A 16124-nucleotide genomic window follows, 5' to 3' on the forward strand; every position below is an offset into this window, starting at 1 on the left:
TTATGCTCTTGCATGCAGCCGGTTACGCCCTCCAGCCCTGGCCTTGCTCCCAGGCCTCCCGCATCCGTTCGGCCAAGCCTTCGGGGTCTGTCAGCACCAGATGGCGGAGTTGCACGGCATGGTCGTCGGCATACACATGATGTTGTCCCTGCCGGATGCCTTCAAGGGTACGTTCGGCCACTTGGCGTGGCGGCGTCTTGGTCCCGCTGACGTTTGCCGCCATATCGGTGTCGAGAAAACCCGCGTAGACACCGACGACGAGCGTTCCCTGGCGGTGAAGCTCTGTGCGCGCCGCCTCGGTAACAGCCAGGGCAGCCGCCTTGGAGGCACAGTACGTGGCGTTGAAGGGATAGACATACCAGCTGACCACGGACAGCATATTGGCCATGGCGCCACCGCCGTTGGCGGCGAGCACGGGAGCGAAGGCCCGGATCATGGCCCGCAATCCCAGGACGTTGACCTCCAACTCGTCACGCAGGGCCGCCTCACCCCCTTCGGCCAGAAGAGGGGTGCTGCGCATGATGCCGGCATTGTTGATCAGGAGATTCACGTCTCGACAGGCGACTGACGCCGCCGCGACCTGCGCCGCGTTGGTGATGTCCAGGCGTACGGGGATAAGCCTCGGGTCCGTGATGGCCGAAGGATCTCTGCTGGCGGCATAGACCTTCGCCGCGCCGGCCTCGAGCAGCGCTTGCGCATAAGCTTGTCCCAGCCCGCGATTGGCCCCGGTGACCAGGGCGATACTTTTTTTGATTTCCATGACGCACCTCCATATTGGCGTTCGCAGTTGCTATAAGGCTTGCACATTAATGCTGGAAGCGTCATTTAAGAATAATATCAATGAGTAGAAATCATGAATAGCCTGGTATGCGACCGCGCCTTTTCGCAGGCACGGCTATACTCGCGGGGGTGGTTGGAAGTGGTAGCCCCGCCTGGGCTGCCGCAACGCTCGGGGTGATGCCCTCGGCCGATCCTTTTCGGCTTTACGCAACACCAAGCAATTTTTCGGGAGTTTTTGCTGGTGGCGGGCAACCGGGCGCGGCTGGGCCGTGTCCCCTGGGTTCGCCTTGATTTTTCCTCGTCAAAAAGACGCTTTGATTTCATGCCCGCAGCAGGCATTCTTCGGTTTGCAATGCTGGCATCCAGCCATGCCCGGATTTTGGCCCAATCTTTTGTCACCAGCCGTTGCCGCAAAGACCGCCAAGGATCGCTTATGAAACGTATTGTCCTGGCCCTGGTTGTGCTCCTCACCGGTGCCTCGCTTCCCGTCCCGGCCGCGTCCCTTCCCGCCGTTCAATCCTCGGTCCGCTACGAACACATTGGCGATTACACCGTCGAGCGGCTCAACAAGATTCTGAACGAAGAACTGGCGGAATTCAGCACGTTCAAGGTCGCCTATCCCCCGGCGAAAAACGCCGTCAGCCTCTACAGGGTCTTCTACGAAACCGTGATCCCGGAACTGGGCAACGAGCCGACAACGGCTTCCGGCCTGATCGCCGTGCCGCAGGTGGCGCAAAAGACCCTGCCTGTCGTCTCCTACCAGCACGGCACCGTGTTCACGAAAACGGCCGTGCCTTCGCACCCCGAGGAGTCCATGGAAACGCGGCTCATGATCGCCCGGTTCGCCGGGCAGGGGTATATCGTCATCGGCGCGGACTACGTCGGCAAGGGCGAATCCCCGGAGCCGGACAGTTACATGGTCAGGGACGTCACGGCCCAAGCCTGTCTGGACATGCTTTTCGCGTCCCGCGTGGTCTGCTCGGACCTCGGACTCACGCAGCAAAGCCTTTTCCTCAGCGGTTGGTCCCAGGGCGCCTGGGCAACGATGCAATTCCGCCACAAGCTCGAAATCCTGGACATCCCGGTCAAGGCCGCGGCCACGGCCAGCACGCCGTGTGATCTGTATTTGCTGCTGACCCGTTGGATCAACAACCCCACGTCCCTGGACGCCTCCTGGCTTCCGGGCTCGCCGCTCCTGTTCATTTTCGCCTATGAACACTACTACGATCTGCCGGGTCTGAGCCGGGCGGCCATCAAGGAGGAGTACTGGCAGACGGCCAACGACCTCTATGAGAACAAGATCGACTGGGAGCAGGCATCCAGGAAACTGCCCGGAACGGTGGGGGAGCTGCTGCGACCGGAATTTGCCGCCGAAAGCTCCATGGGGAACAGCCGCTTCTACAGACGGCTCCAGGAAAATCAGGCCTACCGGTGGCGGTATCGGACGCCAAGCCGCTATTATTACGGCAAGATCGACGAAGTCATGCCTCCCTATGTGGCGACGCTTCCGGTGGACTATGCCAAGGCGGTCGGAGGAGCGCCGGCCGAGGCCGTCTACGCCGGAGACAACGCAGACCACCGAGGCACGTTCCTTTTCGGCGTTCGCGACCAGAAGGACTGGTTCGACAGCCTCCTCGTCCAATAGCGAGTTGGAGGCGGGTGGGTCCCCTGGGGAGTGTCCCGTCTTTCTCCTCCCGGCCGCCGGCCCGGCCACCCCTTTGGGGGCGCACTACGCCCCTATCCTGGGCCGTTCCAAGGGGGACAGCGGCTGAGGCCCGATTTCCCCAGGGATGGCAGTGTTGGCGCTGGTGCTTTTTCCAAAAGGAAAAGGGGGCACCGAATTCTCGGTGACCCCTTGGCATTCTTCTTGGTGGAACTGGAGGGAATCGAACCCAGGACCTCTGGAGTACCATAGCAGGCCTCTCCAGGATGCCGCAGGCGGCCGCCGGCTTGAACCGGAGTGGTGTTTTCCGCGCCGGAAAGGACACCTCCGCCCCTTTGCGCGTTGACCAAAAAAAGCGGGCCCTTTCTCCCGTGGAAACGGGGGAAAGGCCCGCTTTGCGTTGCAGCCTCTTTGCCGGCCCGCTGGCGTGCCGGACTATTTGACCACGATCACGTCATATTCCCGGGTGCCCAGGCCGATTTTCGCGGCGTGGGCCAGGCAGGTGCGCCATTCGGACTCGGGCCTGGAGTTGGCGAAGTGGTCGTGGTGGTCCACGAAATCCGGCTTTGCCATGTTGTCGCTGAGCTGGCTGCCCGGCAGCGGCGTGGCCTTGAGGCAGGCGTCCGCGCAGGCCTGATCCAGCGCGAGCGGGTCGAAGGACGCGAACATGCCGATATCGGGCAGGATGGGCGCGTCGTTTTCGCCATGGCAGTCGCAGTTGGGGGAGACGTCCACGATCAGCGAGATGTGGAAGTGCGGGCGGCCGTCCAGGACGGCCTTGGCGTACTCCGCCATGCGGCAGTTCAGGGAAGCGACCGCGGCGTCGTAGCCGAAGGAGATCGCGTCGAAGTTGCACGCGCCGAGGCAGCGCCCGCAGCCGACGCAGTTGTCCTGGTTGACGTGCGTCTTCTTGGTCTCCTTGTTGAATTCCAGGGCGTTGTTGGCGCATTCCTTCAGGCAGGCGCGGCAGCCCTTGCACAGGGATTCTTTGATGGACGCCTTGCTGTCGCTGTGCTGTTCCGCCTTGCCCCGGCGGGAGCCGCAACCCATGCCGATGTTCTTGAGCGTGCCGCCGAACCCGGTCAGTTCGTGCCCCTTGAAGTGGGTCAGGCTGATGAACACGTCCGCATCCATGACCGCGTGTCCGATTTTGGCCTCCCGCACGTATTCGCCGCCCGCGACGGGGACGACGATGTCGTCGGTGCCCCTGAGGCCGTCGCCGATCAGGATCGGGCAGCCCACGGTCAGGGGCGTGAAGCCGTTTTCCCAGGCGCATTCCAGATGCTCCAGGGCGTTTTTCCGGCTGCCCGGGTACATGGTGTTGCAGTCGGTCAGGAACGGCTTGCCGCCCTGGGCCTTGACGACGTCCACCACGGCCCTGGCGTAGTTGGGGCGCAGGTAGCTGATGTTTCCGAGCTCGCCGAAATGCAGCTTGATGGCCACGAACCGGCCCTTCATGTCGATCTGGCCGATTCCGGCCTTCTTGATCATCTTTTTGAGCTTGGTCGGCAGGCCGTCGCCGAAAGCCTTCGTGCGGAAGTCCGTGAAATACACTTTTGCCTTTTCCATGCCTCTTCACCTTTTCTGGGTCTGCCCGGGTTTCGCTTCGCGCGGCCTCGCGCCGCGTATGAAAGCGTCATCGCCGCAAGGCGATGGCCCCTGTCATGTCGCCGCGTCAACACCCTGCCACCACGGCGGGAAATGCTGCTCCCTGCCGTCGAGCCGGACAGGTTCGCCGATTTTCGGCGTGAGCAGGCGAAAGTCCTTGCCCTTGCCCGCCACGACGACGCGCTTGAACGGTTCGTCCCACGCGTGCGCCGCGATGCAGAACCGGCCGACATGCGCAAGCAGCATGGACCTGGCTCCCAGGTCTTGCGCGGCGCGCACGGCTTCTTCGGGCGTCATGTGAATAAGCGGCCAGCGGGCGTCGTACTGGCCGCCGTCCAGGGCGACCAGGTCGAAGCCGCCGAAGGCGCGCCCGAGGTCCGCGAAGTGGGGACCGTAGCCCGTATCGCCGCTCAGAAACAACCGCCGCCGGGGCGTTTCGAGCACGAATCCGGCCCACAGGGTCTTGTTTCGGCTGAAACCGCGTCCGGAATAGTGTCGGGCGGGCACGACGTGGACGACGAGGCCGTTTTCGAAGCGCAGGGCCGTATTTCAGTCGGCTTCGAGGATTTTTCCCTTCGGGTATGCCCCGAAGTTCGCCTGCTTGAGGACGACGCATGCGGCCAACGCCAGACAGGCGCTTGTGGAGAAAAGGAAAATAAGCATGTTGCGGCCCCGGCTGGCCATCGTCCCTCCTCGTATCGTGGGCTTTCGGGCCTCGCGATGCGACCGCCCGAAGGGCGTTCATACTCCTTCGGGGTCGTGGACGGGAGGCACGATCCTCGCCATTTCTTGCCCGATCCTGCCGGGAGCGCCCCGAGGCGCTGGTTGTGGCTGGCAGGAAGGGCACGCGAAAGCAGGGGGAGAAGGGCGGTTGCGCAGGGAGCCTCCCCTTTTCCGTGCCCGAGAAGAGCCCGTGTGGCCGATGGTTCTTGGAGGAACGGGTTGGTGTGCCAGGCTTCCGGCATTCTTGCGTCCGGGCGCGTTTGCCGCGCTCGGGCGGCAAACGCGCCGACTGCGGCAAGGGCTGTCCTTTCGAGCCCACGGTCTTGGCCGGCTGCGCGCGGGACATGGACATCATGCGTCAGGAGAGGTTCGGGCCGGTGCTGCCCCTCGCCACGTTCACCGATCTGGACGCGGCCATCACCATGGCCAACGACTGCGAATAGGGGCTCACCGCGTCGATCTACGCCACGCGCCATGCGGCCGCTCCGCGCGGGCCGACGCCTGGCGTCCGCTACGAAAGCGCCTTGATCCCCGTCGCATGCCCCTCGCTTTCCAGTTCCTGGGTGAGCGCGGCCAGTTCCTGCGCCTGCCGGGCCAGTTCGCCCACGGCCGTGGAGGCTTCGTCCATGGCCCGGGACGCGGCGGCTGCCAGGGCGTTGACCTCCTCGATGGTACGGTTGATCTCCTCGCTCGTGGCGGACTGCTCCTCCGCCGCCGTGGCGATGGCGCGCACCTGGTCCGAGGCGCTGTCCACGAGCGTGACGATGGACGCCAGCGCCTGCCCGGCTTCGTCGGCCAGGGCGCTGGCCTGTTCCACTTCCCCGGCCGCCTGCTCGACGTTTTCCACATTGCGCCGTGTGCCTTGCTGGATGCCGCCGATGGCCTCGCCCACTTCCTTGGTGGCGGTCATGGTCTTTTCCGCGAGCTTTCTGACCTCGTCGGCGACCACGGCGAAGCCGCGCCCGGCCTCGCCGGCCCGCGCCGCCTCGATGGCGGCGTTGAGCGCCAGCAGGTTGGTCTGGTCCGCGATGTCCGAAATGACGTTCATGATGCGGCCGATGTCCTGCGCCTGGGTTCCGAGGCGGCCCATGTCGCCCTTGAGCGCCTGTGCCTGGTCGCGGATGCGGCCGATGCGCTCCACCATGCGCCCGACCACGTCCGCGCCCGCGTTGGCCTTGTTGCGGGCTTCTTCGGAGGTAGCGGCGGCGTTTCCGGCGTTTTTCGCCACCTCGAGCACCGTGGCGTTCATCTCTTCCATGGCCGTGGCCGTCTCGGCCACGCGCCGGGACTGGTCCTCGGCCCCGCGGCTCGATTCCTCGATCTGGGCCGAAAGTTCGGCCGAGGCGCTGGAAACGACCGCGACCACGCCGCCCAGGCGTTCGGCCGCATGGCGCAGGCCCTCGGCCCTGGCCGCTTCGGCCTGCGCCATGGCTTCCTCGGCCCGGCGGCGCAGGCCTTCGGCAGTGTGGGCCTTGTCCTCGGCTTCGCGCGTCTTGGCCGCGATGGCCGCCATGTTGTCGCGAAGCGTGGCCACCATGGTGTTGAGCGCCGCCTGCATCTGCGCGGCCTCGTCCCGGCCCGAGGCGTCCAGGGCGACGTCGAGGTCGCCGGCGGCGCAGCGCGCCGCCGCTTCCGTGGCATGGCGGATGGGCGCGGCGATGGAGCGGATAATGAGCAGGCTCAGGCCGATCAGGACGAGCAGCCCGACGCCGACGCCGGCCAGGATGCGCAGGACGAGGCTGTGGATGTCGGCCTGGGATTGCGCGCGAATGGCCGCCTTGTCCCGCTCGATGTTGTCGATGTATACGCCCGTGCCGAGCCACAGGTCCGTGCCGGGGATCATCACGGCGTAGGCGAGCTTGGGCTGGTCGCCCTGGCCGGGCTTGGGAAAGACGTATTCGACGAATCCGCCGCCGGAGAGGGCCTTGCGCGCCAGTTCGCGCACGTACTCCACGCCGTTTTTGTCCTTCGCGGCGCTCAAGTCCTTGCCCTGTCTGTCCTTGGCGATGGGCAGGGCGACGTTGACCGTGCCTTCGTAGACGAAATAGTAGCCGGATTTGTCTTCCTCGAAACGAAATTCGTCCACCATGCTGCGGATCATGGCGATCTTGGCCGCCTTGTCGGGCAGGCCCTTGACGGCCGCGCCGATGGAAGAGGCCAGGGCGTTTGACGCGACGACGAGTTTGTCCTTTTGCCCCTGCAGCATGATCTTTTGCGCGGAAACGGTGCCGCTGTCGGCAAGGTTTCGCATGCCGCTATAGAAGGTAGCCGTCACGCCGCACACGAAAACGGTAAAGAGCGCGATCAGAAGCATGAAGCGCCAGCGAAGCGAAATGCTGCGTAACCAGGTCGCGGAGCCGGAAAGGCTTTGCTCATGCTCGGACATGATCGCCTCCAGTTGCCGGTTTATTGCCGACTGCAAATGGTATTTTGGCCCACGCTACCATGCAGCCGGAAGCGGTTCAATAGAAACGATGACGGAAAAGAGTGGCGCAAATGCCGGTCGGGCATTCGCAGCGTAAGAAAAAGCACGCGCCCGCAATGTGTAGCGAATGGAAAGCGCCACTTCCTGCCGTCTCGCGTCAGTTACTGCTTTTGCCCGTGCGGCGGCGTACGAGTGCCTTGTGCAACATTTCCCATGCCTCGGCGACGGGAAACAGGTCCGCCTGCAGGCGAGAGGAAAAGCTGTACAGGACGGGCCGGCTCCGGGGGCCGGGAGCTTCAGGGTCGGCCGTTGCGGGCGCTTAAGAAGGCCAGGAAGCTGTTTTTGAGAAAGCGCGGGGCGAGCAGCCGCCAGGGGGCGTCCTTCCAGCCGTCCGGCAGCAGATGGTGCCAGCGGTAGCCACGCAGGCGGTAATGGCGCGCGGCGGCGTCGCGGAAGCCGGTTTCGGCCGCCGCGCACAGGGCCGCGTCGCGCTGGCAGCGGGAAGCGGCCATGGCGTCGAGCACGCGCGGGTCGAAGCCGCGTCGGGAGAGGATGCGCCGCACGCGCCGGCATTCGGCATGGCGCGACAGGGCATCGCCGAAGCCCAGGAGTGCGCCGCCAAGGGAGCCTGCCGTCAGCGCGGCGGCGAAAAGCGGGTGCGGCAGGAGATGGGCATGCACGGCCAGGCCGAGGGCCAGGGCGAGAAAGGCCGCGGTGACGCAAAGCGGCAACGGCGCCGCGAAAAGGAGGCGGAGGGTGACAGGGGCCACGTTGCGCCCAGGGTTGCCCGGCGGCACGTTTCCTGTCAAGGCGTGCTCTTGACAGGAAGCGCGCTTCGGCCACAATGGAGCCATGACCCGAGGAGGTGGGCCATGAACCGATGGGGCATGGGCACGACGCTCTACCGTGGGACGATTCTCTACGCCTTGTTGGCGATGCTCTACGACGCGGTCCTCGTCGCCGGCTTCTGCGACCGGCTCGTGCCCGAGCGCCTGGCCTTCGCCGTGGGTGGCACGCTGCTCGTGCTCGGCGTCGTGGTCTACGCGCTCGGCGTCTTTGCCGTGTACGCCGCCGTGGATGCCAGGCAGTTGGCCACGCGCGGCGTCTACGCCGTGGTGCGCCATCCGCTCTACGCCGCCTGGATCTGGCTGCTCGTGCCGGGGTTCGCGCTCCTGCGGGGCACGCTGCTCACACTTTTCGCGCCCGTGGTGGCCGCGATCTTCTACAGGCTTTGCATCCCCCACGAGGAAGCGCACCTGCGGCGGGAATTCGGCGCGGCCTACGACCGCTACCGGGAACGCGTGGGCGGCATCGTGCCGCGCCTGTGCCGGCCCTGACGGTTGCCGGGTCCGCGTTTTCGAGGCACTCCATGCGGCAACGTCCCACCCGGCTGCGTCTGGCCGACGCCCTTGGCGTGACGCGCGCCGTGGCCCCGGGCCACGAGGCCGTGGCCTTGCCGGGCGGCCGCCGCTGGCTGCTCCTGGGGATTGGCCCGGACCCGGCCGCCCTGGCGGCGCAGCTGCCGCCGGACGCCGACGTGCGCTACCTGGAGTGCCCGGCGTTTTTCCAGGCGGCGGGCGAGGCTTGGCGCGCGGCCATTCCCCCGGGCTGGCGGCGCATCGACGCCTGCGACGCGGGGGATGCGGACAACATCCTCCTGCACGCGCAATCCTTGCAGCTTTTTCCGCAGTTCTGGGCGCCGGTGCGCGCCACGCTGCTCCTGCCCGCTCTGCCTTGTGCGGACGCCGCCGGCACGGTGTATCTGCCGGAAATGCCGGGCAGCATGCTCGCCCCGGCCATCGCCCGCGCCCTGGCAGAGGAAGGCTTCGCCGTGCGCGTCGTGTCGCGGTCCGGGCTGCTCGAGAGCCTGGAGCGGGAGCGGCCGGCGCTTTTCCTTTCCGTCAACTGCGCGGGCCTCGACCGCGCAGGCGAAGTCCAGGCGCTGCTTGATCGCGCCGGCGTGCCCGTGGCCACGTGGCTCGCGGACAATCCCTTCCACGTCCTTTCGGGCGTGAAGACCCCGGCCTGGCGCGACCTGCACCTTTTCGTCACCGACGACTGGTTCGTCGACCCCCTAGCGCGCCACGGCGCGCGACACGTCCATCATCTGCCGCTCGCCGCCGATCCGGCCTTTTTCGCGGCCGTGCCCAACCGGCCGGAGCTGGCCGGGCGGCTGCTTTTCGTCGGACGCAGCGCCTTTCCCGGCAAGGAGGCGTTTTTCGCCGGGCTTTCGCCCGACCCCGACCTGTGGCGGCAGGCCACGGCCATGCTCGCGCGTGGCGAGCGGCCCGATTACGGCTGGTGGGCGCGCGCCCAGGGCGTGGCCCTGCTTTGGCCCGGCCTTGGGGCGCGCCGCGTGGGGCGCGGGGCCGAGGAGAGCGGGCTGGCCTGGCGGGAGCTGGTCATCCGCGAGGCGGCGCGCACCGGGAAGCTGGCCGTTTGCGGGGATGCGGCCTGGGCGGCGCTTGCCGGCGCGGGCTTCGACTTCCTGCCGCCCGTGCCCTACGGGTCGGCCCTTGCCTCCCTGTACGCTTCGGCGCGCTTCGTGGTCGGGGCCGTGAGCCCCTTGCTGCCCCACGGGCTCACGCAGCGCCATTTCGACGTCTGGGCCGCGGGCGGCTGCCTGCTCAGCGACGCCACGCCGGGACTTGCGTTTTTTCCGGAGGAGCTGACGCGGCCGGTAACCTATTCCCGGGCCCAGGACATCCCGGACCTGGCCCGGGAACGCGAGCGGGACCGCGACGGCCTGGTCGCGGCCTGGCGCGCGCATATCGCCGCGCACCACACCTACCGGCACAGGATACGGCGCATCATGGAATGCGTGGGGGAGCGCCGGGGTTGAGCTCAGGCCTCGTCCGGCAAAAAGGCGCGGGTGATTTCCTCGATGTGCGCGGTGGAGGCCGCCGCCACGTCGGCCAGGCGTTCGGGCGCGAGCCCGACCACGCCCCAGGCCGTGGGAGACAGCGGCGGCGCATAGATCTCGCCGCTCGAGCCCAGCCCGAGCGCGCCGGCCACGGCGTCGGCCACGTGGACCGTCGCCGGCATGGGCATGGACATGTGGGCCAGACCGCCGTGATGGTGGCGTACGGCCTTTTCGAGGCTTTCCGGGAAACGCCACTTGCGCAGCAGCATGCCGGCCAGCATGGCGTGGTCGAACCCGAGCCAGGCGCGTTCCGCCTCGCGCAGGAGCATGCCCTCGCGACGGGCCGTATCGAGCACGTAGGCGGCATGGCGCGGCAGGTTGCGGTAGAGCACGAGCCGGCCCATGTCGTGGAGCAGCCCGGCCACGAACAGGCGCTCCACCTCGCCGCCGGCTTCCGGGCCGGCCAGGGTCGAGGCGACCACGCCGCAGGCGATGCTGTGCTTCCAGAACGAGCGCATGTCCACGAGCCCGCCGGGCAGATCCTTGAACAGCGCGATGACGGAAATGCCGAGCGCCAGGGTGGTGAGCTGGCGGCTGCCGACGATGGTCACGGCGCGCGACAGGGTGTCCACCTTGACCGGGAAGCCGTAGAAGGCGCTGTTGACGAGCTTGAGGAGCTTGGTGGAAAGGCTCGCGTCCTTGCCGATGGCCTCGGCGGCTTCCCTGGCCGTGCTGTTGGGGTCGTTTAAGACCTCGTTGATGCGCACGAACACGTCCGGCAGCGAGGTGAGCTTGGGGTCGGACTCGATGACGGACATGGGGCCCGGCGGCGGCGCCTCGGGCTGGGGCGGCCGCGACGCTTCGGGCAGGGGGCAGGGCAGGGCCAGGGCGGACGGGCCGTGCGCGGCGAACAGCGCGGCGGCGCGGGGCAGGGCCAGTTCGAACAGGACGGCCGTGGGCGCAAGGGCGAGGTCGGCATGAATGAAGCGCGCCGCGAGCAGTTCGCGGGCGGCGTCGAGGGCTTCGCCGTCGGGTGGCGGGTCGTCGGGGGAAACGGGCGGGGCCGCGTCGCAGGGAGGGCCGTCGGCGGTTTCCACGACCGCCGCCTCGATGCTCCAGACCGGGAACAGTTCCAGGTGCCGCTCGGTCAGGGCCAGGCCCGCCGGCAGCATGAGAGCACCATCCCGGCGGCGCAGGGGCTCCGCCAGGACCATCCCTGCCCGCAATAACGCAAGGGGCACTCGCTGCATCATGATACGTTCCTGGGAATACTCGCCCGGATTGACGCTTCTCCTGAAGAGCAGCATTACAGGAGACGGGCGAGGAAATCGAGGGAAAACCGTCCGCCTTTCGAGTTCTCCCCGGGCCGTTTCAAAATACAGGCAATTCCCATGCCCGCTGCTTCCGACGCCGCGCCTCCCGGTAGCGCTGTACTTTTTCCGGCGCGCCGCTAGGATGCCCGGCGGGAGAACGCCATGCCGTCACAACCGCTCGCCGTCGTCGTCAGCCTCGATGTGGAGGAGGAGGGCCTTTTTTCCGGCTCCTACCCCCGCTTCGGCGCGGGCCTGACCAATATCGCGCATCTGGCGCGCCTGGAATTCCTGCCCCGGGAATTCGGGCTGCCCCTGACCTATCTCTGCGATTATCCCGTGCTTTGCCACGGGCCGAGCCTCGCGATCCTGGAGGGCCTGCTCGCCCGGCTGGGCGGCGAACTGGGCGCGCACCTGCATCCCTGGAACACGCCGCCATTTCCCGAAATGCCCTGGCCCGAGCCCGTTTCCACCGCGGTCATGCCGCGGGACGTCTTCCGGGCCAAGCTGGAGTCGCTCCAGGAGGCTGCCGCGGCCTTTTGCGGCCGGCGGGCGACGTCGTTTCGCATGGGGCGCTGGAACCTCTTCCGCCGGGCCATGGCCGTGCTGCCCGAGGCCGGGTTCACGGTCGATTCGAGCGTCGCGCCGTTGCGCCACGTGCGCGGCGGGCCGGACCACTTCCTGGCCCCGGCCGACCCCTACTGGCTGCGCCCGGCCGGCCCGGACGGGCCGCGGCTGCTCGAAGCCCCGACCACGCAGGTGCCTCTCGTGCCGGGCAGTCCGGCGCTTTGCGACGCCCTGTCCGCACGGCTCGGCTCCCGGGGCAGGGATGCCATGCGCACGTTTTTCATGAAAACAGCGACACTTGGGGTCAATCCGGTCTGGATGCCCGAGGCGACCATGCGTCTGGCCGTACGCGCCCATGTCCGGCGCGGCGGCCGCGCCGTGACCCTGTTCTGGCACTCCTCGGAACTGTTGCCGGGGGCCAGTCCGCATTTCCCGGACAAGGCCGCGGTGGACGGCTTTTTGGCCAAGGTCCGCCGCTTTGCCGGATGGCTGCGGCGGACCTTTGACGTCAGGGGAACGACGCTTGGCGCGCTTGCCGGTCCGGACTTCAGCTGGCCGGATCGCAGTTCGGCGATTCGTCCGCGTAGTACGGGGGATTGGGGCTAGAAAGCCCCCGGCCGTTCCTGTCGAAGATGGGGTACTGCTTGCGGCCCCATTTCTGCAGGCGGAACTGCACCGAGGTCTGGAGCACGCCGATGCCGTAAGTGCAGCTGCGGCGGAAGTTGATGGACGAGGCTTCCTCGAAGTACTTCGTCGGGCACGACACCTCGCCGATGCGGTAGCCGAAGTAGATGGTCTGGGCCAGCATCTGGTTGTCGAAAACGAAGTCGTCGGAATTTTCCCAAAGCGGCAGCGCTTCCAGCACCTCGCGGGAAAAGGCCCGGTAGCCGGTGTGGTATTCCGAGAGCTTGGCGGAAAGCAGCAGGTTCTGGGAGAGCGTCAGGAAACGGTTGGAAACGTACTTGTACAGCGGCATGCCGCCGTGCAGGGCCGTGCCGCCGAGAATGCGCGAGGCGATCACCGCGTCGTACTCGCCGCAGGTCACCAAGTTGGCCATGGCCGGGATGATCTTGGGCGTGTACTGGTAGTCGGGGTGGACCATGATGACCACGTCCGCGCCGGTCTTGAGGGCCTCGGCGTAGCAGGTCTTCTGGTTGCGGCCGTAGCCCCAGTTCCGGTGATGGCGGAAGCAGCGCAGGCCGAGCTTTCGCGCCTGCTCGATGGTGTTGTCCCGGCTGCAGTCGTCGACGAGGATGACCTCGTCCACGATGTCCTTGGGCACTTCGGCGTAGGTCCTTTCGAGGGTGGCGGCCGCGTTGTAGGCGGGCATGACCACCACCACTTTCTTTCCGTGCATCATGGGGTGTTGCTCCAGGGGGGTCGCCGTGTCGCGTGGGAGACGGCGGAGTGCGCCGCGAGTCGGATTCCTCGCGGCCAACGAGGCACTAATCCCGAAACCGGGGCGTCTGTCAACCGTTGCCTCGGCCCCTTGCGCCGCCGGGGCGCGGGAGCGAACCTGTGCTGCTGCGTCAGCGGGAGGCGCAGGCGGCCTGGTTGGCGGCGGAGTTGTTGAGCATGCGCACGAAGATTTCCCCAGTGCTCGAGGCGTAGACGATCTTGCGCCCGCGCTCGCCGCCCACGTTGGAGGCGGCCACGCGCAGCCCCAGGTCGGCCAGGGTGATGAAGGCGGTTTCCACGTTGCGCCGGCCCACGGACATGTCCTCGGCGAAAAGGGCGCTTGCGCCGCCGAACACCTTGCACTCGATATCGCCAAGGCGCACGCCCCGGTGCACCAGGCGGTGGACGAGGGTGGTGATGGCCGTGTCCACGAACTTGTAGGGCGTCTGTTCCGGGTTGTGCAGCCGGTATTCGGCGGCCTTGGGCAAAAGCGCGTGGAAGATGGCGGCCAGGCCGTGGCGCGGCGCGAAAAACGTGACGGCCACGCACGAACCGAGCACGGTGTGAGCCATGGTCGGCCGGTTGTAGAGGCCCCCCTGGGCCACGTTCAGAAAGGCCAGGGCATGTCCGGGAAAGCGGTCTAGAAGGCCTTGCATGGAAATTCTTCGTCCGTATCGCCGCCCAGGGGATTTTCGACGAGGCCGAGGCTCGCCAGGGCCTCCAGCAGGTTACGCGGCGTGAAGGGCTTGGTCACGAACGCCTGCGCGCCGGATTCGAACTGGGCCCGCAACATGTTGGCCGGGTCGTCGAGGCTCGACAGCATCACCGCCGGAGTGCGTTTCCCGGCCTCGACGCCGTATTGGTTCTCGAGGCGGCGGATGCCGGCCAGGGCGTCGTGGCCGGACAGCACGGGCATGAGGATGTCCATGACGACCAGTTCGAAGGGTTCGCCCCGGCGCAGGGCGTCCTCGAACAGGGCCATGGCCTCGCGGCCGTCGGCGGCTTCCTCGGGCGTGAAAAGTCCTTCCAGGGCCTGGATGATGAGAAATCGCTGATAGCGGCTGTCGTCGACAATGAGGGCGCGTGGCATGGGCGGCTCTCCGTTCGTCTTGCGGTTGTCAGGCGTGCGGGGCCGTCCGTCCGGCCTCGCGCAACAGTTCCGGCACATCCACGACAAGGGCCATGTCGCCGGCCTCGGTCACCGTGCCGCCGAGCACCCCGGGCACCTTGCCGAGGGCCCGGCCCAGGTGCTTGAGCACGGCCTGCTTGCGCCCGAGCACGCCGTCGACCACGAGTCCGGCCCGGCCGTCGCCCCGGCGCACCGTGACCACATGGGACGTGGCGGGCGTCTCGCCGCCAAGGCCGAAGAAATGGCGCAGGCACACGAGCGGCGTGGGCCGGCCGCGCAGGTCCATGACCCCGCGTCCCTGGCGCAGCGCCGTGCCCGGCGGCAGTTCCAGGCATTCTTCCACATAATCGAGATGGAGGTAATAGGTTTCGTCCTCCAGGCGCACTTCCAGGCAGTCGATGATGGCCAGGGACACGGGCAGGCGGATGGTGAAGGTCGCGCCCGCGCCCGGGGTGGAGTCCACGTCGATGCGGCCGCGCAGCGCGGCGATGCCCTCGCGCACGGCGTCCATGCCGACGCCCCGGCCGGACACCGCGCCCACGGCGTCCGCCGTGGAAAGTCCGGGCAGGAAGATGAGCTCCAGGGCGGCGGCTTCGTCGTAGGGGCGGGCGGGATCGAGTCTGCCCGCGGCCACGGCCTTTTGCCAGAGCTTGTGGCCGTCGATGCCCGCGCCGTCGTCGCGCAGGGCGATGACAACGTCGTTGCCTTCCTGGCGGGCCGACAGGGCGATGACGCCCCGCCGGGGCTTGCCCAAGGCCACGCGCACGTCGGGCGACTCGATGCCGTGGTCCACGGCGTTGCGCAACAGGTGGATGCAGGGCGTGTTGAGCTGTTCGATGACGGCCTTGTCGAGTTCGGTGTTCTCGCCTTCCATGACGAGGTCCACGTCCTTGCCGAGCGCCGTGCTGGCGTCGCGCACGAGGCGGCGGTACTTGGGAAAGCTGACCTTGATGGGCAGCAGGCGAAGCCCCAGGACCTGGTCGCGCAGAAGCGCGGCCAGGCGTTCGACCTCCTCGGCCACGTCGCGCAGTTCGGCGTCGGCGCGGCGCTGCGACAGGGAGGCCAGCCGCGCCTGGGCGATGCCGAGCTCGCCCACGCGGTCGACGAGGATGTCGAGTTCCCGGGCCGGGATGGCCAGCTTGCGGATGCGCTCGTCCGCGGCGGCCTCGGCCGGCGCGGCGTCGGGAAAGGCAGGATCGGCCGCGTTGTCGGCGGGCGAGGTCTCTCCCGAATCCTCGAGCAGGGCGGCCATGCGGGCCGTTTCCACGGAAATATCGCGGGTTCTGGCCTTGTCCGCGTCCTCGACCATGGCGCGGATGACGTCGAAAACCGCAAGCAACTCGCCAATAAGCCCCGGTTCGATGCGGCGACGGCCCTGGCGCACGGCGTCGAGCACGGACTCCGCGGCATGGCACAGCTCCGCCAGGGGCGCGGCGCCCACGGCCCCGGCGTCGCCCTTGATGGTGTGGGCGGCGCGGAAGACGGCGGCCACCTTGGCATTGAGCACGCCCGGTCCGGCGGACTCCAGGTCGAGGATGGCCGCTTCGATGCCGCGCAACTGCTCCAGGCAGCTCTCGGCGAAGAGCTCGAATATCTTGTCGTCTTCGACCATGGGGTACGCGGTCCGACGCGCGGTGTCAGAGTACGGCGCAACCGCC

At 67.4% G+C, this 16124-nt stretch carries 15 protein-coding genes; 5 read left to right on the forward strand and 10 right to left on the reverse strand.

What is annotated here, in order from left to right:
- Nucleotides 1-22: 22 nt before the first annotated feature.
- A complete protein-coding gene (locus Q368_RS0102365; RefSeq protein ID WP_029457129.1) occupies nucleotides 23-760 on the reverse strand; it encodes an SDR family oxidoreductase in 738 nt (245 codons plus the stop codon).
- Between the two features lie 453 nt (nucleotides 761-1213).
- Here Q368_RS0102365 and Q368_RS0102370 point away from each other — a divergent pair, with 453 nt between their 5' ends.
- Nucleotides 1214-2425: an alpha/beta hydrolase family protein gene (locus Q368_RS0102370; protein WP_029457130.1), complete on the forward strand. Its 1212-nt coding sequence runs from the start codon at nucleotides 1214-1216 to the stop codon at nucleotides 2423-2425.
- 453 nt (nucleotides 2426-2878) lie between these two features.
- On the opposite strand, the gene Q368_RS0102375 is transcribed toward Q368_RS0102370, so the two are convergent.
- Together Q368_RS0102375 and Q368_RS22865 are read right to left on the reverse strand one after the other, a co-directional pair.
- Complete coding sequence (locus Q368_RS0102375) at nucleotides 2879-4012, reverse strand: DUF362 domain-containing protein (RefSeq protein WP_029457131.1); 1134 nt, start codon at nucleotides 4010-4012, stop codon at nucleotides 2879-2881.
- 93 nt (nucleotides 4013-4105) lie between these two features.
- Nucleotides 4106-4591 (reverse strand): MBL fold metallo-hydrolase, encoded by a 486-nt coding sequence (locus Q368_RS22865; RefSeq protein ID WP_084158643.1) that lies wholly within the window; start codon nucleotides 4589-4591, stop codon nucleotides 4106-4108.
- A 407-nt stretch (nucleotides 4592-4998) separates the two neighbouring features.
- Between Q368_RS22865 and Q368_RS26890 the strand changes: the two genes are divergently transcribed.
- Nucleotides 4999-5217, forward strand: coding sequence for an aldehyde dehydrogenase family protein (locus tag Q368_RS26890; protein ID WP_245611262.1), 219 nt, complete (start codon nucleotides 4999-5001; stop codon nucleotides 5215-5217).
- Nucleotides 5218-5285: 68 nt separating this feature from the next.
- Here the strand turns inward: Q368_RS26890 and Q368_RS0102390 are convergent, their stop codons facing one another.
- Nucleotides 5286-7160, reverse strand: coding sequence for a methyl-accepting chemotaxis protein (locus Q368_RS0102390; RefSeq protein WP_052359981.1), 1875 nt, complete (start codon nucleotides 7158-7160; stop codon nucleotides 5286-5288).
- Between the two features lie 335 nt (nucleotides 7161-7495).
- Complete coding sequence (locus tag Q368_RS0102395; RefSeq protein WP_211249757.1) at nucleotides 7496-8008, reverse strand: hypothetical protein; 513 nt, start codon at nucleotides 8006-8008, stop codon at nucleotides 7496-7498.
- A 63-nt stretch (nucleotides 8009-8071) separates the two neighbouring features.
- On the opposite strand from Q368_RS0102395, the gene Q368_RS0102400 reads away from it, so the two are divergent.
- On the forward strand, nucleotides 8072-8536 hold the full coding sequence (locus tag Q368_RS0102400; RefSeq protein WP_029457135.1) for a methyltransferase family protein: 465 nt from the start codon (nucleotides 8072-8074) through the stop codon (nucleotides 8534-8536).
- A gap of 32 nt (nucleotides 8537-8568) precedes the next feature.
- Nucleotides 8569-10041: a glycosyltransferase family protein gene (locus Q368_RS0102405; protein ID WP_043784882.1), complete on the forward strand. Its 1473-nt coding sequence runs from the start codon at nucleotides 8569-8571 to the stop codon at nucleotides 10039-10041.
- A 2-nt stretch (nucleotides 10042-10043) separates the two neighbouring features.
- Here Q368_RS0102405 and Q368_RS0102410 read toward each other — a convergent pair whose 3' ends face one another.
- A complete protein-coding gene (locus Q368_RS0102410) occupies nucleotides 10044-11315 on the reverse strand; it encodes an HDOD domain-containing protein (RefSeq protein ID WP_029457137.1) in 1272 nt (423 codons plus the stop codon).
- Nucleotides 11316-11537: 222 nt separating this feature from the next.
- Here Q368_RS0102410 and Q368_RS0102415 point away from each other — a divergent pair, with 222 nt between their 5' ends.
- Complete coding sequence (locus tag Q368_RS0102415; protein ID WP_029457138.1) at nucleotides 11538-12545, forward strand: polysaccharide deacetylase family protein; 1008 nt, start codon at nucleotides 11538-11540, stop codon at nucleotides 12543-12545.
- Here Q368_RS0102415 and Q368_RS0102420 read toward each other — a convergent pair.
- The 4 genes from Q368_RS0102420 to Q368_RS0102435 all read right to left on the reverse strand — a co-directional run bounded on the left by Q368_RS0102420 (nucleotide 12487) and on the right by Q368_RS0102435 (nucleotide 16078).
- The gene (locus Q368_RS0102420; RefSeq protein WP_029457139.1) at nucleotides 12487-13299 is read right to left on the reverse strand and encodes a glycosyltransferase family 2 protein; all 813 of its coding nucleotides are present in this window, start codon (nucleotides 13297-13299) and stop codon (nucleotides 12487-12489) included. The genes Q368_RS0102415 and Q368_RS0102420 overlap by 59 nt on opposite strands.
- Nucleotides 13300-13468: 169 nt before the next feature.
- On the reverse strand, nucleotides 13469-13993 hold the full coding sequence (locus Q368_RS0102425) for a chemotaxis protein CheD (protein ID WP_029457140.1): 525 nt from the start codon (nucleotides 13991-13993) through the stop codon (nucleotides 13469-13471).
- On the reverse strand, nucleotides 13978-14427 hold the full coding sequence (locus Q368_RS0102430) for a response regulator (RefSeq protein ID WP_029457141.1): 450 nt from the start codon (nucleotides 14425-14427) through the stop codon (nucleotides 13978-13980). Before Q368_RS0102430 ends, Q368_RS0102425 begins: the two co-directional genes overlap by 16 nt.
- A 28-nt stretch (nucleotides 14428-14455) precedes the next feature.
- Nucleotides 14456-16078 (reverse strand): chemotaxis protein CheA, encoded by a 1623-nt coding sequence (locus Q368_RS0102435; RefSeq protein WP_029457142.1) that lies wholly within the window; start codon nucleotides 16076-16078, stop codon nucleotides 14456-14458.
- Nucleotides 16079-16124: the final 46 nt, after the last annotated feature.

This window comes from Solidesulfovibrio alcoholivorans DSM 5433, assembly GCF_000702665.1.
GTDB lineage: Bacteria > Desulfobacterota > Desulfovibrionia > Desulfovibrionales > Desulfovibrionaceae > Solidesulfovibrio > Solidesulfovibrio alcoholivorans.